Genomic DNA, 25511 nt, shown 5'->3' with positions numbered 1-25511 from the left:
ATCTTGCTCTATCGTTGAAGCAAGATGAATTTCACAAAAGCTCTCACAAGGTTAGCACGTATTCTCATTCAATTTAGAGTCTTTCCTAAAAATACTATCTACACATTAACCCGTTTTTCACGCTTCCACTTTAGAAATCGTAGAGTGTTTATAAAAAACAAGGTCTCAAGGTCTTTTTTCTATGCGTACGCTCTCTGCTCCTCTTTTTGTATTAACCTTTACTGTACCTATACTGGCAATAACAACTTTATCTTCAAATACACTTGCGCAAACAGTTCTTTTACCCAAAAAAGTGCCAATCCCTTTAGCGCGGCCTATCACCGTCATAGTAAAAGAAAAACCCACGAAGTCATTAAAGCAGATTACGCCTACGATCAACAGTAACAGTACACTTAATCAACTTAAAGCTGGCTTAAACGCACTTGCAAACAATGATATTGCAAAAACAATAACCCTTCGTAATTCAATGAATAAAAATAGCCTTGATCGACATATTTTGACATGGGCTATCAGTATATCAAACCAAACTAACATCCCAAGTGCTGAAATATTCAATGCTATTAATGAACTCAAAGGATGGCCTGGTATAGCTACCATGCAACAAAATGCTGAACATGCTTTTATCAATGAAGCGCATTCCGCATATGTAATCATCAAAAAATTTGCTCATCGCCCCCCTATCACAGCACAAGGTATGGCTGCATTTGCTAAAGCACTTATCGCAACGGGACAAACCGCCAGTGCACGACAAATCATTGCGCCATGGTGGCATAAAGCAAAGCTTAACGCCAAAGAAGAAGAGCTTATTTTAAAAAGTGCAAGTGCTGCATTAAAGCCTATTGATCATCTCAAGCGCATGCAATTTATGCTCTATGCACATCGAATTACTTCAGCTGAGCGAGTTGCAAAATTAGCTCATGCTCAATCTCTTTTTAACGCTTTTGTTGCCGTTAAAAAAAGTGATCCTAGAGCTATACAAAAATTACGCGCTGCTGCACGATCATGGAAAAAAGATCCTCTTTTACAGTTTGCTCAAATCCGTTATCTTCGACAAACTGGACAATACAGTGCAGCAGCAGCACTCATGATGCAAACGCCCCAAAATGCACAAAGCCTTGTTAACCCTGATGCATGGTGGATAATGCGACGTGCTCTTTCTCGTGAAATGCTCGATTTAAATAAACCTCAAATTGCTTATCAACTCGTTGCAACGCATGTTGGCATAACATCTTCATTAGCTGTCGATGTTGAATTTCACGCAGGATGGTATGCACTAAGATTTCTTCATAACCCTAGATTAGCAATGCACCATTTTGCACGTATTCCTCAATTATCTTCCGCGCCTCTCTCAGCATCCCGTGGATATTACTGGATGGGACAAGCGGCAGAAACTTTAGGTGAACATGAAAATGCTCAGCGGTATTTCCTTCGTGCTGCCCATTTTGGTGCAACATATTATGGTCAATTAGCAGCTTCACGGCTTAACCAAAAAAAACTAAAAATCTCTTATCCAAAACCAACGACTGCCGAACGACAACGTTTTAAGGAGCGAAATGCCATTAAAGTAATTCAACGACTCGAAGCAGCAGGCTATGCTAATTTCGCCAAAATTTTTTATAAAGAACTCGGAAGAAAGATAGAAAGTCCTGGCGAATTAGCTCTTCTGGCTGTGATGGCAGAAAAAAATGGCGACTATCACACTAGCCTTAAAATTGGAAAAACGGCTGTTTTTCAAGGTAAAAATGTCGGTGCACTTTCTCACCCTATTGGTGCTATTCCAACATCTACTAATATTTCTGCAACAAAAAAAGCGCTTGTCTACGCTATTGCACGCCAAGAAAGTGAATTCAATCCAACAGCTTTATCACAAGCAGGTGCACAAGGCATGCTCCAATTACTGCCAACAACAGCAAAAGCACTTGCAAAAAAACATTCAATCACGTGGTTGCCGAACAAACTAGGCAATGATGCCAGTTATAATACTATATTAGGCGTACATTTTTTAGATGAACAATTAGAACATTTTAACGGATCCTACATATTAACTCTTATCGGTTACAATGCAGGTCCTCGTCGCGCCCATGAATGGGTAAGACGTTACGGTGATCCGAGAGGAAAACCTCTCGATAAAGTCATCGATTGGATTGAACGCATCCCTTATGCAGAAACACGTAATTATGTGATGCGTGTTATGGAAAATTATGAAGTTTACAAAGCCAGACTTACTGGAACGGCAGATATAAAAACTGACCTTGTTTCTGGCAGATAGAAACCATAAAGATTCTCTTCACTGAAAGAATATTTTATTCTTTTCTCTTACTCAAAAATCATAAGACACAATTATAAAAACCAACAATGCTAAAATTAGCTAAAGATTAAAGATACTCTGATAATTTTATTCACTTTTGACGCTGGTGGAGGTGGAAAACTACCCACACGCTGCAGCGCTGCCATAGCCAATCGATCAAGTTCTTGATCCCCAGCAGAGAGTACAATACGGCTAGAAAAAATATTCCCCTGTTCGCGCACTCTAAACTCTAACTGTACCGTTCCTTTTGTACGATTGGTACGCTGTCTTGCAACATAATTTCTCTGTCTTTCTAATTGTGCTTGTACCTTTGCCAGCCACTCTACTGACAATGCATCCTCAAGCTCTGCCCCATTACTACCATAGCGCACAGAGGACGAACGCACTGCCTTTGCGCTACGCTGTTTTACTACAGTCTTTGATTGTGGTATCGATTTTTTGACAAGTACCTTGTGCTCCTCTTTTGAGGGAAGAGTCTTTTCCAAAGACTGAGGTACTGTCAAATCATTTTGTTCTACTATATGCTCAGGCTCTGCTGGTTGAACCTCATCATCTGATTCTGATACCTCTGACTCCTGCTCTGAAACATCAGGTTGCAATACTTCTGAACTGGTATCGACATCTGGCAAATCTCTGTTGGTATCCAATAAATCTGTGTCAACATCTGGATGTATAGTCTCTTGCACAAGAGTTAGCATAATAGTTGGCGAGAACGTGCCATTACTTACACCAGCACGGCGAAAATAAAACTGCGCTCCCAATGCTAAATGTAGAGAAAAAGCACCAATAAACGCACCGACCCAAAGAGTTGATAATCGTTTAGTTTTTTCAAAATTCATAATTTTTCTCACCGCTATGCTAGGCTTAATATTTGGTGCTTAACTTCATTAAAACAGGCTATTTTAAAATTGCAACTTTTTTCTTGACTGATTTTGTCATGTTTAATATGGTTTTTCCGTGATTTTGTATTAAATATCGAATCATTCCTGTTTAGCTAGCTACTTTGTAATTGGCAAAGCAGGTGTTTTTTATGCGTAAATTTCAAACTATGGAGGGGGTATTTAAGAAAAGGTTATAATGCGTTATGCGAATAAGACGAAGAAATATCTATAAAAGCTATATAATTTTGGGTGCGCTTTCAGTTTATATACCTTCATTCGTTTTTGCACAAAATAATGATAAAGGTGCTGTAACTGAACTAAAACCAATCGTTATTCAAGGAATGAAAATAAAAGATGTGTCAGATTCAGTAACTATTCTGACAGATCGTAAAACCGCTAAAGATATTAATGAGAAACAAATAACTGATGCCTATGATATTAGTCGTCTTGATCCATCCATAACTTACAATCCAAAGAGTAACAGTTTTGTGATTCGTGGTTTAAATTCAGAGCGTGTTCTTACAACAATAGATGGTATTACTCTTCCGTGGCTTGATGATATAGTACGCAGCCAAGCATTCGAAAAAGCAACGGGAAACACAACGTTTGACTTTAATGCACTTTCCACAATTGATATTATTCAAGGTTCAGATTCTAGTCTTTATGGATCTGGTGCACTAGGAGGAGTTGTTTCTTTACGCACCCTTAATCCTGAAGACCTTATTACTGAGGGAAAAAATTGGGGTGGTCTTATAAAAGGTGGTTATAATTCTGTTGATGACAGTTGGCGCGTAGATCAAGCTATTGCAGTACGAAATTCCCAAACATTTTTGCTTTTTCAAGGATCTCGTACAGAAGGTCATCAACGTAAGAATATGGGAACAATAGAGGGCTATAGAGAACGCACGCGTAAAAATCCTGTCCACTTTGATCAAACTAATTTGCTTTTTAAAATTCACCAATACATTGATAACAACCATCGTCTTAGTTTTACGGCGGAACGCTTCGGTTATAATAGTCTCACTCATTCATTAAATGCATCTGCGAGATATTATCCAGGTTCTGTTTATGAAAAAGACAATAAACGTCGTGAACGTCTCTCTCTTTCTTATGATTATAACGGAAATGGAGATACTATTTTTGATGCGTTTCATGGACAGCTTTATTGGCAAAAACAGTTTAATAATCACATTTTTAATGGATATCGTGTTGCACCACCAAAAGGAGACTATCTGAGAGATAATCTTATACGTAACACTAATTATGGTTTAAATGCCAATGCTCTCAAAAAAGTCAATATTGGTAATGTAAGTAGTACATTTAAGCTTGCCACAAATGTTTTATCATCTAAATTTCATCAGTATATATTAGGTAAAGACAATTGTCATTTGGAAGAAAATGCAAGAGGGTGTGCTTTTTTGCCGGCTAATCGGTCAGAATCACCAGATACGGATAGTTACAGTTTTGGTTTAGCCTTTGAAGATGAAATTGGCTTTGCAGATGACCGTTTCCGTCTAACACCTGGTATTCGTTATGATTGGTACAAGCATATTCCTCAAAAAACAGCCGCTTATGGGAAAACATTAGGTTCTGCAGAATATCCTTCAGAAAGAACTGGCTCACGTTTTTCTCCTAAATTACGTATGGAGTTTGATACTTATAATCACGTGACATTTTATGCTCAATGGGCGCAAGCTTTCCGTGCACCACGTGTCTCAGAACTCTATCTTTCCTATACAAAACCTTCTCTTTATTATTCAAAAGGGAACCCAGATCTGAAGCCAGAGACGAGCAATGGATATGACGTTGGTATACGGTATGGAAATGTAAATTTCGGTGGTTCTGTCAATGCCTTTATTAATCAATATAAGGATTTCGTAGATACTATAGATAAAGGGCCATCAGAAGAATTTAGACTTTCACGTCGACATTACGTAAATCGTTCAAGAGTACGTATTTCAGGCGTTGAAACAAAAATGCATTTGGTTCTTAATAATGGCTTCCGTAGCAATTTTGCTCTTGCCTATTCGCAAGGAAAAGATCTCGAAAAAGGTGAATACCTTAACTCAATTTCACCTTTAAAGGCGGTTATAGGATTAGGATATGCAAAGCAAGTTTGGGGAACAGATGTGGTGTTTACTTTAGCAGCTAAACGTGACAAAGTTGCTCAAAAAGATCCAGAATACCAAAAAATTCCAGGATATAAGGTTGTCGATGTTTCAGGTTGGTGGAAACCATTGGGAGAAAGAGGACCTGTTATAAGAGCTGGCGTTTATAATTTGTTCAATGATAAATATTGGGTTGTATCAGATTTTCCTAGCAGTAAAGGTTCAACACCAAAAGATTATTACAGCCAACCTGGCCGGAACTTTAAGATATCATTGACGCAAAAATTTTAGTTACTTCTGTTAACTCTTGGACTGATTGAAAAAATTATATCGATAAAAAAATAGAGTGTTATGTTTTTGTTTTCATTGTTTTTTGAAGCACAAAAATTTGAAATAAAGACTTTAATTATTCCTGATTTATCGTTTTTTGATCGTCCTAGTATTAATAGTAATGGCTTATTTGGTGATAGGTTGAACTATTAGTTGATAATAGCTCAACTTTTCGCCTTTTAGGTGTGAGATTTGAAAAAATAGCCCTCAAATTAGTGGCATAAAGAAAGTACACTCTATGTTATACACAGCCGAGAAGATCATTAATCTGCATAAAGAAAAAAAAGAGATACTTAATCGTGATTTTGCAGTCTCTATTGGTATATCTGAAGCAGAACTTATTGCTGCTTACTGTACGACTGGAAAAGCAAAAAGACTGCAAGCTGATGTTGCCACTTTTTTAGAAAATGCTCCTAAACTTGGGACAGTTATGGCGTTGACACGCAATGAACATGCTGTTCACGAAATAACAGGATGTTTTGAAAAAATTTTTCAAAGCCAGCATATTCCTTTTACACTTGGTGAAATTGACTTGCGTATTTTTCCTAAACAATGGAAATTTGGTTTTGAATATGACACCATCATCCTTGAAAAGCCCACGAAAAGTCTGCAATTTTTTGACCAATATGGCGCTGCTATTTTCAAACTCTATCCTAAAGATACAACAAATATGGAAGAGTGGGCTAAACTTGTTGACAAATTGCTTCATGAAGACCAATCTTCCGTTCTTAATATACTTCCCGCCCCTACTTTAGCTCAACGTGCCACGGTAGAAATGGATGTTGAAAAATTGAGGGATTCATGGCGACAAATGACCGATGTTCACCAGCTGCATAAGGTTATTTCTGAACTCAAAATTAACCGACATGATGCTGTAAAATATGTAGGAAATGAATTTGCTGATGAATTAAAAAAGGAAGCTGCTGAAATGATGCTCAATCAAGTAGCACAACAGGAAATACCAATTATGTGCTTTGTTGGCAACAAAGGATGTATCCAAATTTTCAGTGGGCAAGTAAAAAATATTAAAAAAATGGAATCTTGGCTGAATATTCTTGATCAAAAATTTCACATGCATTTGTTAGTTTCTGGTGTGGATAGTATATGGCGTGTTCGTAAGCCTACAAGTGATGGCTATGTAAGTTCACTTGAAGTTTTCGATAAAAATGGTGAGATGATTATTCAATTCTTTGGTATGCGCAAAGAAGGTCAAAAAGAACGTGAAGATTGGCGCTCTTTATTGAATAGTTTACCTCCAATACAAGAAAAACAATAACCTAGGAAGGTAAAATCGGATATGTTTGCGTCCCTTTTGCATAGATTTTCGAGCCTTTTTCTTTTTTGTATACTACTTTCTTTTTTCTATTTTTCTAAACAAGTGATTGCTGAACCTACAGAGCATTTTCCTGAAAATGCTCGAATTGTTTCCATTGGTGGAGCACTTACAGAAATTGTTTATGCATTAGGAGCCCAAGATAGGCTTATTGCCCGTGACAGTACAAGTGTCTATCCACAAGAAGCACTCAAACTTCCTGTGCTTGGGTATATGCGTACTCTTTCACCTGAGGGTGTTTTATCACTTGCCCCAGAAGGCATATTGCTTATTGAAGGAAGTGGGCCTCCTTCAACAATTGATATTCTCAAAAAAACATCGATCCCCATAGTGATTGTGCCAGAAGATTATTCTCGTGAAAATGTAATAGAAAAAATTCGTCTTGTTGGAAAGGCTATTCATCGAGAAATGCAGGCAGCTGCATTGATTGAAAAAGTGAATCGTGATTTTATGGATAACGATGCTCTTTTAGCAAAAATACCACAACCAAAGCGTGTCCTTTTTATTTTATCTGTACAGAATGGACGTGTTATGGCGTCTGGAACAGATACAGCCGCCGATGGCATGATAAAACTTTCAGGTGGTATTAACGCTGTCTCCGATTATAAAGGATACAAACTTTTAAATAATGAAGCGTTATTAAAAATAAATCCTGATGTTATTCTACTTGCTAAATATGGTGGCAAACCTGTTAATATTGATGCAATTTTAGCCATACCAGCAATTCAAGCAACAACTGCAGCAAAAAATCATGCCATTAAACAGATGGATGTCATGTATCTTTTAGGATTTGGTCCGCGCACTGCAAATGCATCAAAAGAGGTTATTAATATACTTTATGGTATCAATCAAAAAGATAAGAGCTGATCAAAATGATCGATAATAATACACCCATAACGCATATACCTGAAATAAAAGAAAGTAAAAAAATAAACCGTGCACACTTGGGAAAAATTTTATTATTAAGCTTAATAATGTTTCTTATCTTCAGTGTTTTTGGTGGACTTTTAAATGGCGCATCAAACGTTTCTTTTATTAATCTCCTTCATGTGATGCTTACGCAAGATTTTTCAGTAAGCAGTAAAACTCGTGATTACCTCATATTTATTGATATAAGGCTTCCTCGTATTATTTTGGGGTTGTTGGTTGGAGCGTCTTTAGCTGTCTCTGGTGTTCTTATGCAAGGGCTTTTCCGTAACCCTCTTGCAGACCCTGGAATTGTAGGTGTATCAGCAGGTGCAGGTCTTGGAGCTATTTTAGCAATTGTTGTCGGTATTACCTTTCCTGTTTCACTTGCACCTTTTCTAGAGTCTTACAAAGTTATCATAGGCTCCTTTTTAGGCGGACTTTTATCAACAATTATCCTTTATACAATAGCAACACGTCATAATTGTACCTCTATTGCAACAATGCTTCTTGCAGGTATTGCCCTTGGTGCTTTAAGTAGTGCTATTATCGGAATGTTAATTTTTATTGCAAATGACCAACAATTACGTGACATTACCTTTTGGAATCTTGGCTCTCTTGCAGGTGCAACATGGTTAAAGGTTTGGCTTGTTTTTCCTTTTATCTGCGCTGGTCTTCTTTTTTCTCCTTTTTTATCACGGGCTCTTAATGCCCTTACCCTTGGAGAAGCTGTGGCTAGCCATATTGGGTTTCATATTCAACGGGTTAAAAATATTGCTATTTTCCTTGTTGCACTTATGTGTGGGAGCGCAGTCGCTGTCAGTGGTGGGATTGGCTTTATTGGTATTGTTGTTCCACATATTTTACGTCAACTCATTGGCCCCGATCATCGTTATCTTATCCCCTGTTCAGCTCTCTTAGGAGCGGCATTACTTATTTTTGCCGACACATTTGCACGTTTAATTGTCGCCCCCGCAGAATTGCCTATTGGAATTGTTACAGCGCTCTTTGGCTCTCCTTTTTTTCTTTGGATACTTATATGTAAGCGGGGGACACACTTTTCATGATTGAGGCAATTAATATTTATGTTCGACGTGGAAAAAAGCAGATTCTTAATCGTATTGATCTCCAAGCTAAAAGTGGTGCTCTCACTGTCATTATTGGCCCTAATGGATCTGGAAAAAGTACTTTTATTAAAGCACTAAGTGGAGAAATTCCCTACAGTGGAAAAATAACTCTAAACGGTTACGAAGTTACACAAACAAAAGCTTATGAAATGGCAATAATGCGTGCAGTGCTACCGCAATCAACAACATTAGCATTTCCATTTTTAGTTCATGAAGTGGTGGAACTTGGTATCTCCGTAAACAGATTCACCACCACAAAAACTGAATTACAAACCCTTCCCCAAAAAGCTTTAGAACATGTTGGGTTAGCTGAATATAGCGATCGATATTATCATCAATTATCAGGTGGAGAACAAGCTAGAGTACAGCTTGCCCGTGTACTTTGCCAAATCTGGGAACCCGTTTATAATGGAGTCCCTCGTTGGATGATATTAGATGAGCCTATTGCTAATCTTGACATTCAACATCAGCTTGTTGTTATGGATATTGCAAAAAATTTTGCACGTCGTGGTGGTGGTGTTCTTGCTGTTCTTCATGATCTTAATCTTGCCGCACATTATGCAGATAAAATAATATTGTTAAAACAGGGAGAGATTTATTGTGAAGGAAGTGCCTCTACCGTTTTGACAACACAAAACCTACGTGATGCCTATCATTGTTCTTTAGCCGTTTCTGAATTGCCAAAAACAGACACACCTTTTATTTTGCCGCAAACAGCATCCTCCCTATAAAATTAGTGATTTTTCAACAATCTGCTTGATTAAATCAAAAAATCAGACTGTACGGCAAAATAAAGCACGAAGAACACTCAAAAAAGTTGTTTTAAATGGTACTTTTTTCTATGGGGCAACATTACATATTACAAATATGCTATTTCTTTTGCCCCATATTGAAAATTTTATATATTCACACGTTCTAAAAAACGCACCTTCAACCTTACAACAAATCACTTAGTAACAAATGACCAATAACTTTTATCAATTTTCTTCATATTGTTACACGCAAAAAAACAAATAACTTTCAACTATTTTTTTGTAATATTTTTTGTGATAAATTGAGGTAATAAATACCTAAAATTACTGACTAAAAAATTATTCAAATATCATTTTTGATACTCTCAAATACATCAGTAACACGTCAATTATTTATTATTCACATAAAAAATAACTTGGATTTACTCTACATCAGGAATATTATCATCCAACGGAAAACAATTATTTACCACACAATAAAGCCTCATGATTTTATGGCATAAACAACCGTTGCATTAACAGGGCGTGTTTCTGTCCCACCCGTTGAAGAAATGGTTGCTTTATGCGTGTGTATACCTGCAGGTTTTGTTACATCAAGGAACAATATAGAAACAAAACCTGAACCATGACCAACTCTGTCACTACCAACCTCTTTACCACGATGCGGAAATCTGTGCGTATGCTCGCCTGCCTCCTCAATGGTGCAAGCATGCGTATGCGACTTTATGCTATCTTTTTGCATATCTGCAAAATTTCTATTTTGGTCTAAACCACGACCATCATCAAAGCCACGCAAAAACATCCCTCTAAAATCGGGAACTTTAAAGGTTGTATCACTATCTTTCCCCCATTGTTCACCTATTGCCTTAAATAACTGCGGATAATCTTCACGCTTATAAGCTGTACCATCACATAAAAGCCAACCACTGGGTACCTTTTGCATAGCAAATGTAGCAATGAACCCACAAGGAAAGATCTCTATCTTTGGTGGTGGAAGAGGTGTGGGATTTAATAAATACCAGCCATCACGATCTTTCACTGAAATATCTTTATTATATACCATTTCATAAATAGCATCTGTTTGTAGCTCACCACCTTCTAATGGTGTAACACCTGTATCTGTCGCTTTATAGATAAGCTTCTCTCCTATATTATTAACGGTTACTGTTGTCGTACCAATATTTACGCCACACGCTTTAAAACGTATAATGATATCATTCTTGTATTTTACTATAGGCGAAACCGTTGTCAGCGTAATTGATGTTGTTTTATCTTCTGCATTCACAACAAACTTTGAATCAATAGAACCACCACTATCTGCAAGATACTCACGCACACGCTGCATCATTGCCCGCGCACTATCATTAACAGAACTAGGCGGCTGTCCTTCTGCCCAATTAATGATACTATCTGAATTTGCATTTTCATCAGCCGTTAGCGACCAATCATAAATATCAGACATTACATCCACCCCTTTTTTTTCAATAATTTTTTCGTAATTTTTCGCTACCCAAGAAGCAACCAATTACCTTCTTGATAATCAACTCACAGCGTTAAATTTGTAAATATGTACTAAATTGTGAAAGTCATCTTACTATTATTGGTTTGATATATACTATTTACTATTGTATGTACTATTCGCGTTTAATTGATTTTATTTTTCGCTCCTTTCGAATTCAATAAACTAAGTCCACCACATATTTTTTAATGAACTTAATACCAATTTTTCACTTGCAATGTAATAATCTTATTTAGTTTTGCTCGCTTTATCACTGCCTCACTGTAGTCATTGTGCTGTACATTTTGATCCCTCTCTTGTTATAAATTATAAATATTGTTCATAAAATTCCTTACTATGAGTTCAATATAATCAACGTTGAATATAATCGCTTATTAATTTAACAAAAGGCTACTGAACATTATAAGACCACTTGTATTTTTTAGCATTTTTAGCGTCTTTTAATTGTCCCAAAGCAATTTTTACGCCTTTTATTTATATGCTACCTATGTGCTTTGAAATTGCGCAATAACTTTGATGTTTTGATCTGTAATCGAAAAAATTTTACAAGTTATTTGCTTTACTCTCATCAAAAATGGATTACTATTTTTGATGATAATTTTCTGTGCCAAAAAAACTAAGAGGATTTTCTCTTGTTTTTTATTCTGCCTGCCGTATTTTTAGTCTGCACGCAAATGATTTTTTTACGCATACCTTTTTTTGTTAAGCCTGTTCCTAAACATGTCCGCACAAAATCAACACAAGCATCCTTTTTGAATGCTTTCTCTCCCTCATTCAATGCATCATCAAAGATGACATCTTTCAATACAATAGAATTTTTCCCTCCCCTGACTTAATATGAGAATGACGTACTAACTGCTAACAATGCAATACGCTCTCTCCACCAAGCTTGAAGAACATATAAGAGATGTACTTGATTTACGCGAGCTGACAACCCGCTCATCTAACGCTGCCCCTCTTTGTGTGTAAAGGACACACTCAGCCTTTTAAAATTATCTCGCTGTAACTGCTTGCCCCCATTCAGTACAACTATTAGTCTATATATTTTATTATATGTAGAATTTTTTTGCAAGAACAATAAGTGCCTTTTGAAAAGCTCTTAAGTTATTAGCATTCCATTTTCTCATGTAATATTGAAAAATATGCTTGCCACACCGCTTCAATTACAGCTCTATCTTATCAAACCAACAACAAAAAGCACACCTAATTAATTTAACACTTGCAATATTGCTAATCAATACCAGAATATCGAGATATTATGCGATCATTTAGCGACTTAATCAGTGATTTATCAACTTTATAATAAGCCTTTTTAAAAGTCATAACTTTTAATTGCTTATTTAACCTCTTCTTCCAAAGCAGTTTCAACAAAGCGATTCTGAAATTAACGGACATAAAGAATAATGCTGAATACTCCTTCCATACCATATCTTTAGCCTTGTAAAGCAGCCACATTAATAAGATACCTTATCTTCCCCAAGCAAGAACACCGTAAGCCACATGCACACACTATCCGCTTTTTTCCCCAAATTAATAAACTTCAAGATCATTTAAATTTGTTGTATCGTCCGTTCATTTTTCGATACGCTTTAATAGCATCACTCCTCTTTCCCATCACTAAAAAAGATAAGATTTTTTCTTAACAAACAACGATAAATAAGCAGTCAAAAACTTAAGCACCTATTTTAAAGGTAAAAGATCTAACTACTGTCACCATATTTCTTCTCCATTTGCTTAACAACTTTGATCATCGCCTTTTTATTATTTTTGTCTTTTTTGCACTCATGACCAGATCACTGCCATCATATCTGTCCTATTTTAATCAGATTTATTTTGGCATTTTAAATTTCTGCATATTGATTCATAATAACAACCGTTACTTTATTAGCTCCTGATACTTTGATGATATTTTGGTTATAAATCGTTGTTTCAAAAAGCAAAAGAAGCAACTAAATCATCCTCTATGTATCTTATCTCTTCTTGCAAAAAAGTGAACATTGCTTTTACAATACCATAAATTTTTTACAGCTATGCGCCCACCTATTTAAAAGAAAGCTTTGTTCTAAATTTTGTAAGATGTGCAACCTAATAAAGATATCAAAAAATCAGCACAAAAATTAAAAATTTTTTCAGTAAAATACGCAATATAAATGTAGGTACAACAGTTTCATAACTCAAAACATTTTTTAGATCAGTAGAAGGATAATATAGCATTTTTTCACACAAATTTCATATAAACAAGGAGTATTAGCTGCAAAAATTCGTTACCGAATCAATTAGAAAGCTATAAAAAAGTGAAAAATGAGGTGCAAAAATTTAAGAGAAGCAACAAGATTCAAATCTCTCTTTGTTAAAATAAATTATTGATTTTACTATTTTATTATCACTATATCTTCAATCTTATAGAAAATTGCCTATCATAATACACACTTTAATTTTTAAAAAAACTTACTAAAATCGTTAAAAATGTATCTTTGCGATTGACAATATAAGTATTTAAGCCAACCATGTATACGCTAATAAAAGTGCTTTAAGGGGGGTATAATGCAAATATTCTTAAAAATTTTGCATTGGTTTTTTCAATAAAATTTCTTGAGCATTTACCAAATGCGTTCTTGTGTAAAAGCAGCATTACATGTGCCGCCGAACTCAAGCATATGTAAAATTGATAATTTCAATACATCCTCGTTAACATCACAACCTGTTTTTGAACTCTGTGGCTATAAGGAAAAAATTTGTGCAAAAAAATACTTCATCAATCAATTGCAATCCCTTTCCCGCTTCACGCAAAATTTATCAACAGAGCCCTCTCTTTTCTGATGTGCGCGTACCATTTCGTGAAATTTCATTGGCAGATGGTAGTGGTGAAAAACCTTTAAATATCTATGACACTTCTGGTCCCTACACCGACAAAGATATGGTCATTGATATTACAAAAGGCTTGCCCGCCATTAGCTCATCTTGGCTCTCTAAACGTGCTGATACTGAACCTTATCCTGCACGAACAGTAAAACCTGAAGATAATGGATTCGCCCATGATAAAAACTCCACACCAACCTTTGAACAAAAACGGGTTATTTTACGAGCCAAAAGTGGTAAATCAATTACACAGATGGCTTATGCACGCGCAGGCATTATTACTGCAGAAATGGAATATGTTGCTATACGAGAAAATGAAGGACTAGCAATACAAGACCAGAAAAAAATGCAATCAGGTGAAGTATTTGATGGATCAATTCCAGAAATTTACACTGCAGAATTTGTTCGCAATGAAATTGCCTGCGGACGTGCCATTATTCCACAAAATATTAATCATCCAGAATGCGAACCAATGATTATTGGGCGTAATTTTCGTGTTAAAATTAATGCGAATATTGGCAATTCAGCAGTTACTTCATCTATGGAAGAAGAAGTTGATAAAATGGTTTGGGCCATTCGCTGGGGAGCAGATACAGTTATGGATCTCTCAACAGGTCGAGGAATTCATAACATTCGTGAATGGATTATTCGAAATTCCCCAGTTCCCATTGGAACCGTTCCAATTTATCAAGCGCTCGAAAAAGTACAGGGTGTCGCTGAAAACTTAACATGGGATATTTTCCGTGATACTCTCATTGAACAAGCAGAACAGGGTGTTGATTATTTTACCATTCATGCAGGACTAAGATTACCTTTTATTCCTTTGACCATTGATCGTACAACAGGTATCGTTTCACGAGGTGGTTCTATTATGGCAAAATGGTGTCTGCATCATCACAAAGAAAGTTTTTTATATGAGCATTTTGATGAAATTTGTGATATTGCACGCATGTATGATATCTCTCTTTCATTAGGGGATGGGCTGCGTCCAGGTTCCATTGCAGATGCCAATGATGAGGCTCAATTTGCCGAACTTAAGACTTTGGGAGAATTAACAAAAATTGCTTGGGAAAAAGATGTACAGGTTATGATTGAAGGGCCCGGTCATGTACCGATGCATAAAATTAAAGAAAATATGGACAAACAATTAGATCTTTGCCATGAAGCACCTTTTTATACTTTAGGGCCCCTTACAACCGATATAGCTCCTGGATATGATCATATCACATCAGCAATTGGTGCCGCTATGATTGGGTGGTTTGGAACTGCTATGTTATGCTATGTAACACCTAAAGAACATTTAGGACTTCCTGATAAAAATGACGTCAAAACTGGCGTGATCACTTATAAAATTGCTGCTCATGCTGCAGATCTTGCTAAAGGTTTACCCAGAGCACAACTGCGTGATGATGCTCTATCGCGTGCACGATTTGACTTTCGATGGTATGACCAATTTAACCTCTCTCTTGATCCAGAAACAGCCTGCACTTTTCATGATGAAACAATGCCTAAAGAGGCCCATAAATTGGTGCATTTTTGTTCTATGTGTGGACCAAAGTTCTGTTCCATGCGCATTTCTCATGATATTCGTGACGCAGCAGCAAAAAAAACAAAAGATGAAGGTATGGTTGCTATGGCCGAAAAATATCAAAAGAATGGTGATCTTTATATAGAAGCTATTCCTACTGAAAAAGAGATAGTAAACAGTTGAAGAGTATTCTTATCAAAGGTGCAGGTGTAGGCGGTTTAACAGTCGCTTTTATGCTACAACAAAAAGGCATTTCTGTTACTATATCGTCTCCTCCTCACTCTCCTGTAGGAACTGCTAGTTGGTATGCAGGAGGAATGCTCGCGCCTTATTGTGAAAGAGAAAATACTGAACAAATTGTTGAAGATCTTGGTATACAAGCCATACAATGGTGGCGCAAAACCCTTCCTAATCTCGTAATACAAAAAGGCACTTTAGTTGTTGCACCTATACGAGATATGGTTGAGCTTGAACGATTTTCAGTGCGCACACATAATCACAAAATGATAAATAGTGCAGAAATAACACGCCTTGAACCAGATCTCTCAGAACGTTTTAACTGTGCGCTCTTTTATGAAAATGAAGCGCATATTGATCCTCGCAAAGCGCTTATTACTTTAAAAGAAAACCTCATAAAGAATGGAACATCTTTTGTTGGTACAGAAATATCTGAAACAAATTTTGATATTGTTATTGACGCGACAGGAATAGCACGTTTAGGAAAAGATAAAAATATACGGGGTGTACGCGGTGAAATGCTGCTAGTACGGAGTACAGATATTAAAATTTCTCGGCCAATTCGCCTTCTCCACCCACGTATCCCACTTTACATTGTACCTCGACAAGATAACATTTTCATGATTGGCGCTACAATGATTGAAAGTGATTTCAATGGTGCCATCTCAGCAAGATCAATGATGGAATTACTCAACGCTGCCTACACCTTACATCCGGCTTTTGCCGAAGCAGAAATTATCGAAACTGGTGTTGGTATACGACCGTGCTATCCTGATAACTTCCCTTATGTGCATAAATATGGTAATCATATTTTTGTGAATGGATTTTACAGACATGGTTTTCTTTTATCTCCAGAAATGGCAAAACAAGCAATAAAATTGGCATTGGAGTAAAGCATGCAGATATTTGTCAATGGTGAAGCAATCCAAACAGAGATCGTCTATCTCAATTTATTGCTTGAAGAACTGGGTTATGAAGGAAACTGGCTAGCAACTGCTGTTAACACTGAAGTTATTCCCATAGATGCACGAAACCGATTTATCTTACATGAAGGAGATAAAATTGAAATTTTAAGCCCAATGCAAGGAGGCTAAACTATGCTGAATCTTTATGGACGTACATTTTTTTCTCGTCTTATGTTAGGCACAGCTCAATATCCTTCACCAGCAGTTCTTCGTGATGCTATTCATAAATCTGGTACAGAAATTGTGACTGCCTCATTGCGCCGAGAAACCGCAGGAGGAAAACAAAGCGGCCAATTTTGGCAATTTCTTACAGAACTTAATGTAACAGTACTTCCCAATACCGCGGGTTGTTACACTGTTAAAGAAGCTGTGATAACTGCTCAATTAGCACGAGACCTTTTTAAAACTACTTGGATTAAACTTGAAGTTATCGGAAATCCAGATACCTTACAACCAAATGTTTTTTCCTTAATAGAGGCAGCAAAAATTTTAAACAATGAAGGTTTTAAAGTCTTTGCCTATACAACAGATGATCTCATTGTGGCTGAAAAGCTCGTAGACGTTGGCTGTCGTGTCATTATGCCTTGGTGCGCTCCTATTGGATCTGCCAAAGGCCCTCATAATACTGATGGGTTGCGCTCTATTCGCGCTTACCTTCCTGATATTACCCTTGTTATTGATGCTGGTATTGGTCGCCCATCGCATGCTACCATTGCTATGGAACTCGGTTATGATGCAGTACTCCTTAACACAGCAGTTGCTAAAGCAAATGATCCTGTCTTAATGGCTGAAGCATTTTCTAAAGCTGTTCAAGCAGGACATATGGGATATAAAGCAGGCATTCTTGAAGCACGCAATGTAGCTGTTCCTTCAACACCAATCATTGGAAAAGCAGTATTTTCATGAAACTGGATCCATTTTATCTCATCGTTGATAATGCTGATTGGGTTGAACGTTTAGTTCCTCTTGGAGTCAAACTCGTGCAATTGCGTATAAAAAATGAAACTCCCAGAATGATCAGTCAACATATCAAACGAGCAAAAAATATATGTGATAAATTGGGAACACAATTGATTATCAATGATCATTGGACGATAGCAATTGATGAAAAATGCAACTTTATTCATTTAGGGCAAGAAGATTTACAAAATGCTGATCTTCCTGCAATTCGTAAAAACGGTATAAAACTTGGTCTTAGCACACACGATGAACATGAATTAGATAACGCAATATCTGTTAATCCTGAGTATATTGCACTTGGTCCTATTTATCCAACAATCTTAAAAAAAATGAAATGGATGCCGCAAGGGCTAGAAAAAATTAAGCAATGGAGAAAACGAATTGGTTCTTTACCTTTAGTTGGCATTGGTGGTTTAACACCAGAACGCGCCGTCGATGTTTTAAAAGCAGGAGCAAATAGTGCTGCTGTTGTGACAGATGTTATCCTCCATAAAAAACCTGAAGAACGTGTCCAGCAGTGGATAAAGGTAACACAAACATGGCGTTAATGCCTTCTATTCTTATCATTGCAGGAACTGATCCAACAGGAGGAGCTGGAATTGTTCGTGATATAGAAACAGCAACATATTTTCAAATAAAAGCAAATTTAGCAATTACCTGCGTTAATGTACAAGATGATCGTCGCGTTGTTGAAATTGTTCCAATGAATGGAAAGTTTGTCGCCGCGCAAATGCGTGTAGCCCTAGAAGCTCATTCAATAAGCGCAATAAAAATTGGTATGACAGGAACACAAGAAATTATAGAAGAAATCTGTAATGTTCTAAAAGATTATCCTCATATTCCAGTTATTTTTGATCCTGTACTTGTTGCCTCATCAGGAGGGAAACTAACAACGGAAACAATCATAGAAACTATGATTAATAAATTGCTTCCCTACATTGATCTTTTAACACCTAATATAGAAGAACTCGCCCTTCTCAGCCAAAATTCATTAGCATTTCATCATAAAGAAGCAATAGAACAAGCAAAAAAACTTTTGTCATTTGGTCCGCGTTATATATTGATAAAAGGTGGGCATGCAAATGGTTCTCTTGCAACCGATAGCTTAATTGACAAAAATAATATAATAAATATTTCTGCTCCACGCTTAGCAGGAACAATGCGTGGAACAGGTTGCATCCTATCAAGTGCTATTGCAGTACACTTAGCATTCAATGAATCTATAATTTCAGCCGTAAAAAAAGCAAAAGCATACACTCACACATTATTTTTAAACCATTGTGAAGAGCGCTAAATTAACATTACGTCACTCCTAATACCCATGTTTTGTCAACGTTCTTATATAGAGGTTAACAATGAAAACGTCATAAAGCTTGAAGAATAATTTTATCTGGTTTATTCGTTAATGAATAGATTATCAGAAAACACACAATGTCAAACCAACCTCAATACTCAATCTCATATGAAGAACTTCTAAACTTCTATAAAGAAAGTGGTGCTGATGGTGTGCTGACTGATGCACCCATTAACCGCTTTGATCAAACTGTTTTTTCAGAAAAAAAGTTAAAGCAGATAATTGATACTTCTCATCACCAACGAGTACCACCAACCATCAAACAGCGTGAATCTCCACTGCCTCACTCTGATATCACACAACATACACTCTCAGCTGTAGAGATAGCAAAAAATACTCATACACTTAATGAATTAAAATCTGCTCTCCTCGCTTTTAATGGCTGCTCATTAAAACTGACAGCAAAGAATACCTGTTTTGCAGATGGAACAGCAGGAAGCCCACTGATGCTCATTGGAGAAGCACCAGGACGAGAAGAAGATATACAAGGTATCCCCTTCGTAGGGAAAGCAGGTATATTGCTTAATAAAATACTAGCGTCAATCGGACTCACAAGACAAAATGTTTATATAACCAATACTATTCCATGGCGTCCACCAGGAAATCGCACACCAACACCAAGAGAAGTTGCCTTATGTCGTCCTTTTGTTGAACGACATATTCAACTCGCTAACCCTCGTGTCCTTATAGCACTAGGAGGAGTTGCTACACAGTTTCTTACTGGAACTCAAAACGGAATTATCCGAACAAGGGGAAAGTGGCTCACCTATATAGGAGAAAATGAAGTAAAAATACCTGTCATGCCTACCTTTCACCCTGCTTATCTTTTACGAACGCCCAGTCAAAAAAAGCTCACATGGATGGATTTTTTAGAAGTTAAAAATTACTTAAATAATCTATCATAGTTCTTTAATATTACTTTACTTAAAAATATAAATTACTTTTTTGAGCATTTATAATCTTGAATATAGTTAGGAAAAATTATGGAACAACTAACAACGCCTATTTATCATTTAGAAGATTACCAACCAACCCCCTATGCTATCCCTAAAACAGAGCTTTACTTTCGTTTAGAACCAACAAAAACCCATGTAACAGCAACATTATTCATTGAAGCACGTCAAAACACAAAAGAGATAACGCCTCTTGTACTTTCTGGTGATAATCTTACATTAATTTCTGTTGCTATTAATGGTGAAACACTGGCCAAAGACGCTTATAAAAGCACTCCTTCACATCTCGAAATTACAACTCCACCAATAGCTCCTTTTACATTACAATTGGTCACAGAAATTAATCCTGAGAGTAACCGTCAACTCATGGGACTCTATCTTTCAAACGGTGTTTATTGTACACAATGCGAAGCAGAAGGGTTTCGTCGTATCACTTATTTTTACGACCGCCCAGACGTACTTTCCACCTATACAGTAAAAATTGAAGCAGATTCTCAGGCAACCCCTATCTTGCTTTCCAATGGTAACCTTGTAAAAATAGGAGTTCTTGATGAAAATCGTCATTTTGCCATTTGGGAAGATCCTCATCCAAAACCATCTTATCTCTTTGCTTTAGTTGGTGGAAATCTTGATAAACTGGAAGACCATTTTACCACTATGTCTGGTCGAAAGATCACACTTAGCATTTATGTAGAAAAGGGGAAAACTGAACGAGCAATTTATGCAATGGATGCGCTCAAACGTTCCATGCATTGGGATGAGCAGCATTTTGGACGTGAATATGACCTCGATGTTTTCAATATTGTCGCTGTTTCCGACTTTAATATGGGCGCAATGGAAAATAAAGGGCTCAATATTTTTAATGATAAATATGTTCTTGCAGACCCTGAAACAGCAACCGATCATGATTATAGAAACATTGAACGTGTCATTGCACATGAGTATTTCCATAATTGGACTGGTAATCGTATTACCTGCCGTGATTGGTTTCAGCTCTGTTTAAAAGAAGGACTAACAGTTTATCGCGATCAAGAATTTTCCTCAGATCAAAATGTCCGCAGTCTACAACGCATTGAAAACATAAGAACACTGAAAGCTACGCAATTTTCCGAAGATGCAGGACCACTCGCTCATCCTGTACGCCCTCGTCAATATAGTCAAATTAACAATTTTTATACCACAACTGTCTATGAAAAAGGAGCAGAAATCGTCCGTATGGTACATACTATTTTGGGCTCCGTCTTGTTTCGTAAAGGTATAGATCTCTATTTTGAACGTCATGATGGACAAGCTTGTACAATTGAAGATTTTATCGCCTGTTTTGCTGAAGTCTCTGGTCGAGACTTTTCACAATTCATGCTGTGGTATGAACAAGCAGGCACGCCTAATGTGGAAATCGACAGCCATTATAGCGATGGTGTTCTCACAATTCATGCAAAGCAATATGTGCCAGCAACACCGCAGCAAAATATAAAAAAACCTATGCTTATCCCTATCGCATTTGGCCTCTTAGGAAGCAACGGAGAACCCCTTACTTATGAATCCGATACGAATATTCAATCAGATATTATGCTTCTCTCCAAAGAAAACCAAACATTTACACTAAAGGGGCTACGCGAAAAACCTGTTTTATCACTTCTCAGAGATTTTTCTGCGCCTATCACTCTGCAAACCCCATTCAATGAAAGTGAACTTATTTTTCTTGCCAAAAATGATAGCAATCAAATCAATCGCTGGCAATCGCTTAACCATTTGATGATGCACGCCCTAACTCAAGCCATCCAAGATACAACACTCGCAAAAGATGCTATGCCCTCTACTTTGCTAGAATTGATTGAAACCATTATTACAAATGAAAGTCTTGAGCCTGAGTTTCGCGCATTTTGTTTAAGTTTACCTAGCGAAGTTGAGCTTGCTCACATAATCGGTAAAAATATTGATCCAGATCGCATTCATCATGTACGCAATCAATTTTTAGCTTCTATCGCACATACCCATAAAGAGCTTTTAACCAAAATTTATGCCCAGATGCAAATAGAAGATCCCTATTCACCAAACACTGTGCAAGCTGGAAAACGAGCATTACGGAATATTATATTAGACTATCTTTCCATTGCTGAAGCCACACCAGAGCGTGCTGCAATACAGTACGCAATGGCTAATAATATGACTGATCGTATAGCTAGTATAACCATTTTAGTGAGACATTTTAACGAAAGTGAAGAAACACAAAATGCCTTAAATAATTTTGAAAATCGTTATCGGCATGACCCATTGGTTATGGATAAATGGTTTTCTATTCAAGCAATGGTTGCGGGAGCATCAACGCTTGACAATGTTCAAAAACTCACGCAACATCCACTTTTTTCAAAAGATAACCCCAATCGTGTACGTGCCTTGATTGGTATTTTTGCATCTAATAATTTAACAGGTTTTAACAGAATTGATGGTGCATCTTATCATTTTTTTTGCCAGATCATTTTAGAAATTGATAAAAAAAATCCACAACTTTCTTCGCGATTACTAACAATGATGCGCTCTTGGCGACAATTAGAGCCTATTAGGCAACAAAAACTTGAAACTGCATTAAAAGCAATCGCAGCGGCTCCTCAACTGTCAAGCGATGTGACAGATATAATTAAGCGTATACTTACTTAAAAAATATTTATAATCAATATATTATACTATTTTTTTAATAATATAGACGAGATCTTCAATAACGCTAAGCCCATAAATAGGAAATGAAAGCTTATTTATGGGCAGTGTGAGGATCTCTTTTTATGCACCGTACTTATAAGGATAAAATTACTTTTTCTAAAAAAAAGACTGGACAGAAGACTCCTGTTTTGATTCACTGTCCATATTGGAGGTATTGTAAATACCAAAGCAGTTTTAGTCACATTATTATCATAGCTAGAGGAATTAGAAATGGCTAAATTGGACGCATATAATGCGCCAACAGAAGTGCATGCTGCCTCAGAACCGAGGGACCAAAATCGCAAAACACGAACAGCGCACATCAGCCTACTGCTTTCTGGCTCAACATATCAAAAGATTTTATTTATTGAACCTTGGCTACGACGCTTTATCCCAATTATAATTGTTATATTCCTTGTTGTGCTAGCAGCAGTTCGCTTCATGCTCGCTTATGACTGGCGTCATACAATTGATAAAAATACGCGCTCTACAATCACTCTCTTAGCTACTCACATTACCAGTATAATTGATCATGACTTACTTGCTACCACTCCGAAAGGAAAAGCCGCTGTTCTTCCTCATGGTCATTTGCAAAATATTCTTATCGATTTTTATAATCAAGGTCTTATTAATACCAGCACTGTTATCGCTATAGTAGATCAAAAAGGTAACGTCCTCGCATCATCCAGCTCAGAAATAATTTTAGGAAAACCCTTACAAGATTTTACTTCTGAGAGTACTGTTCTACAATCTCTTGGACGACATGCTGGTACAATGCAAATCACAATAGGGAATGATGACCCTGCTTTTGCTTCATTTAGTCAGACAAAAAATGGACAATATGGCGTATTCGTCAGTGAAAAAATACAACACACCTACGCAGAATGGCAAAGAATTTTCTCATTAAACATGACTTTGTTTATAGGAACTACTGGTGTTATTTTGGCTCTCCTTTATGCTTATTACAATCAGATTATACGAGCACGCAATACAGATATAATTTCAGAAAAAATTCAAAACCGCATTGATATGGCAATGATGCGTGGACGTTGTGGGCTTTGGGATTGGAATATGGCGAATGGACGCGTCTATTGGTCGCGGGCAATGTATGAAATGCTCGGTTATGTGCCTCAAGATGCACTGTTATCAATTTCCCAGATTACCGCGATTATTGACCCAAATGATGCAAATTTTTTTGATCTTGCACAAGAATTAATGAACGGTAAAAAAAAGCACATTGATATTAACGTTCCCATGCGTCACGCCGATGGTCATTATGTATGGATGCGCATTCGTGCCGAAGTTACTGAAGAAGAAGAGCCTCACTTGGTTGGAATTTCTTTCGATATTAGTGAACAGCGCCAATTAGCTGAACAAACAGCACAAGCAGACCTTCGTATCCGTGATGCTATTGAAAACATTTCAGAATCTTTTGTATTGTGGGATTCAGAAGGACGCTTAGTCATGTCCAACAGCAAATTTTGTGAATATGCAGCTATTCCTAAACAGGTTCTACAATCAGGCATCGAACGTGCAACAGTCGAAGCTATGGCTCGCCCTGCAATCAATGAATATCCTCTCAAAGATGATGGTCTTGGTAATTTAACCAGTATTCGTCAAACTGCAGATGGCTGTTGGCTCAAAATTAATGAACGACGCACACAAGATGGAGGACTTGTTTGCACTGGTACAGACATTTCTGAGCTTAAACAACAACAAGAAAAATTTGAGGACAGTGAAAGACGCCTTTTTTCTTTCATTCAAGAACTCAAACGAGCACGAGGAAATGCCCAGCAACGTGCAACAGAAGTTGAAAAACTGAATAAAAGTCTTAAAGCAGAAAAAGAGCGGGCAGAAAGCGCTAACAAAGCTAAATCAGAATTTTTAGCCAATATGTCACATGAATTACGCACTCCACTTAATGCTATTCTCGGATTTTCAGACATCATGTTGCAATCCACCTTTGGTCCTCTTGGCTCACAACGCTATAAAGAATATATGCATGATATTTATAATTCAGGAACCCATCTTCTAACCCTTATCAATGATATCCTTGATATGTCTAAAATTGAAGCTGGAAGATTTACCCTTGATTGTAAAAATATCGATCTCGAACCTATCATCAGTGAAGCAGTACGAACACTGACACCGCAAGCTCAGGAAAAAAATATTTCTGTTACAACTAATATTGCTCCAGAACTGCACGCCGAAGTTGATTGCCGTGCTATGAGACAGATTTTCCTTAACCTCATCTCTAATGCTGTTAAATTTACACCTTCTGGTGGTAATATTGATGTCTGCGCTTTCCAGAAAAAAAATAACCTTGTTTTTAAAATTAAAGATACAGGTGTTGGTATTCCTCAATCAGCAATCAAAAAACTAGGGCAACCTTTTGAACAAGTTGAAAATCAATTTACTAAAACACATACTGGCTCTGGCCTTGGATTGGCTATCTCACGTTCTCTATTGGAGTTACACAAAGGAAGACTTGAAATTACCTCTCAAGAAATGAAAGGTACAACTGTGATCATTACAATGCCAATTCAACAAAATAAACCTTAAAAAAATAAAGCACCATTCTTACTGCAATGACATTTTTTACTATTGATGTCCCCCAAAAAGGACTCGCAACTATACTCAGTTTGGCATACTTTTAAATATAACATTATATCAAATTTTTGCTTAACATATACA

17 protein-coding genes are annotated in these 25511 nt (G+C 36.9%); 15 read left to right on the top strand and 2 right to left on the bottom strand.

Translation table 11 applies throughout. The features are described 5' to 3' along the window. Positions 1-181 precede the first annotated feature (181 nt). On the top strand, positions 182-2269 hold the full coding sequence (locus V5N67_RS02540) for a lytic transglycosylase domain-containing protein (protein ID WP_332060341.1): 2088 nt from the start codon (positions 182-184) through the stop codon (positions 2267-2269). 95 nt (positions 2270-2364) lie between these two features. Here the strand turns inward: V5N67_RS02540 and V5N67_RS02535 are convergent, their stop codons facing one another. Continuing rightward, entirely contained in the window at positions 2365-3147 is a 783-nt protein-coding gene (locus V5N67_RS02535; protein WP_332060340.1) for a TonB family protein, read from the bottom strand. 245 nt (positions 3148-3392) lie between these two features. Here V5N67_RS02535 and V5N67_RS02530 point away from each other — a divergent pair, with 245 nt between their 5' ends. From V5N67_RS02530 to V5N67_RS02510, 5 genes are all read left to right on the top strand, one after another. Next, complete coding sequence (locus V5N67_RS02530; protein ID WP_332060339.1) at positions 3393-5588, top strand: TonB-dependent hemoglobin/transferrin/lactoferrin family receptor; 2196 nt, start codon at positions 3393-3395, stop codon at positions 5586-5588. Positions 5589-5865: 277 nt separating this feature from the next. Then, positions 5866-6903 carry a hemin-degrading factor gene (locus tag V5N67_RS02525; protein WP_332060338.1) on the top strand — a complete coding sequence of 346 codons (1038 nt, stop codon included), beginning with the start codon at positions 5866-5868 and terminating at the stop codon, positions 6901-6903. A gap of 21 nt (positions 6904-6924) precedes the next feature. After that, entirely contained in the window at positions 6925-7827 is a 903-nt protein-coding gene (locus V5N67_RS02520; RefSeq protein WP_332060337.1) for a heme/hemin ABC transporter substrate-binding protein, read from the top strand. A 5-nt stretch (positions 7828-7832) separates the two neighbouring features. Next, positions 7833-8933 carry a FecCD family ABC transporter permease gene (locus V5N67_RS02515; protein WP_332060336.1) on the top strand — a complete coding sequence of 367 codons (1101 nt, stop codon included), beginning with the start codon at positions 7833-7835 and terminating at the stop codon, positions 8931-8933. Continuing rightward, complete coding sequence (locus V5N67_RS02510; protein WP_332060335.1) at positions 8930-9724, top strand: heme ABC transporter ATP-binding protein; 795 nt, start codon at positions 8930-8932, stop codon at positions 9722-9724. The genes V5N67_RS02515 and V5N67_RS02510 overlap by 4 nt, the downstream gene beginning before the upstream one ends. A gap of 505 nt (positions 9725-10229) precedes the next feature. On the opposite strand, the gene bgtC is transcribed toward V5N67_RS02510, so the two are convergent. Then, a complete protein-coding gene (gene bgtC / locus V5N67_RS02505; RefSeq protein ID WP_332060334.1) occupies positions 10230-11207 on the bottom strand; it encodes a gene transfer agent tail collar protein BgtC in 978 nt (325 codons plus the stop codon). A gap of 2794 nt (positions 11208-14001) precedes the next feature. Between bgtC and thiC the strand changes: the two genes are divergently transcribed. The 9 genes from thiC (at position 14002) to V5N67_RS02460 (ending at position 25379) form a co-directional block, all read left to right on the top strand. Then, on the top strand, positions 14002-15834 hold the full coding sequence (gene thiC / locus V5N67_RS02500) for a phosphomethylpyrimidine synthase ThiC (protein ID WP_332060333.1): 1833 nt from the start codon (positions 14002-14004) through the stop codon (positions 15832-15834). Next, positions 15831-16781 carry a glycine oxidase ThiO gene (gene thiO / locus V5N67_RS02495; protein WP_332060332.1) on the top strand — a complete coding sequence of 317 codons (951 nt, stop codon included), beginning with the start codon at positions 15831-15833 and terminating at the stop codon, positions 16779-16781. Before thiC ends, thiO begins: the two co-directional genes overlap by 4 nt. 3 nt (positions 16782-16784) lie before the next feature. Next, a complete protein-coding gene (gene thiS, locus V5N67_RS02490) occupies positions 16785-16982 on the top strand; it encodes a sulfur carrier protein ThiS (protein ID WP_332060331.1) in 198 nt (65 codons plus the stop codon). A gap of 3 nt (positions 16983-16985) precedes the next feature. Next, positions 16986-17759, top strand: coding sequence for a thiazole synthase (locus V5N67_RS02485; RefSeq protein WP_332060330.1), 774 nt, complete (start codon positions 16986-16988; stop codon positions 17757-17759). Beyond that, complete coding sequence (locus V5N67_RS02480; protein WP_332060329.1) at positions 17756-18361, top strand: thiamine phosphate synthase; 606 nt, start codon at positions 17756-17758, stop codon at positions 18359-18361. Before V5N67_RS02485 ends, V5N67_RS02480 begins: the two co-directional genes overlap by 4 nt. Beyond that, positions 18352-19107, top strand: coding sequence for a hydroxymethylpyrimidine/phosphomethylpyrimidine kinase (locus tag V5N67_RS02475; RefSeq protein WP_332060328.1), 756 nt, complete (start codon positions 18352-18354; stop codon positions 19105-19107). Before V5N67_RS02480 ends, V5N67_RS02475 begins: the two co-directional genes overlap by 10 nt. 137 nt (positions 19108-19244) lie before the next feature. Next, positions 19245-20072, top strand: coding sequence for a uracil-DNA glycosylase (locus V5N67_RS02470; protein WP_332060327.1), 828 nt, complete (start codon positions 19245-19247; stop codon positions 20070-20072). A gap of 78 nt (positions 20073-20150) precedes the next feature. Further along, entirely contained in the window at positions 20151-22778 is a 2628-nt protein-coding gene (gene pepN, locus V5N67_RS02465) for an aminopeptidase N (protein ID WP_332060326.1), read from the top strand. Between the two features lie 270 nt (positions 22779-23048). After that, on the top strand, positions 23049-25379 hold the full coding sequence (locus tag V5N67_RS02460) for an ATP-binding protein (RefSeq protein ID WP_332060325.1): 2331 nt from the start codon (positions 23049-23051) through the stop codon (positions 25377-25379). Positions 25380-25511 lie beyond the last annotated feature (132 nt).

Source organism: Bartonella rhinolophi, from assembly GCF_036576165.1.
Lineage (GTDB): Bacteria > Pseudomonadota > Alphaproteobacteria > Rhizobiales > Rhizobiaceae > Bartonella.
This window is presented reverse-complemented; position numbering and strand designations above follow the sequence as displayed.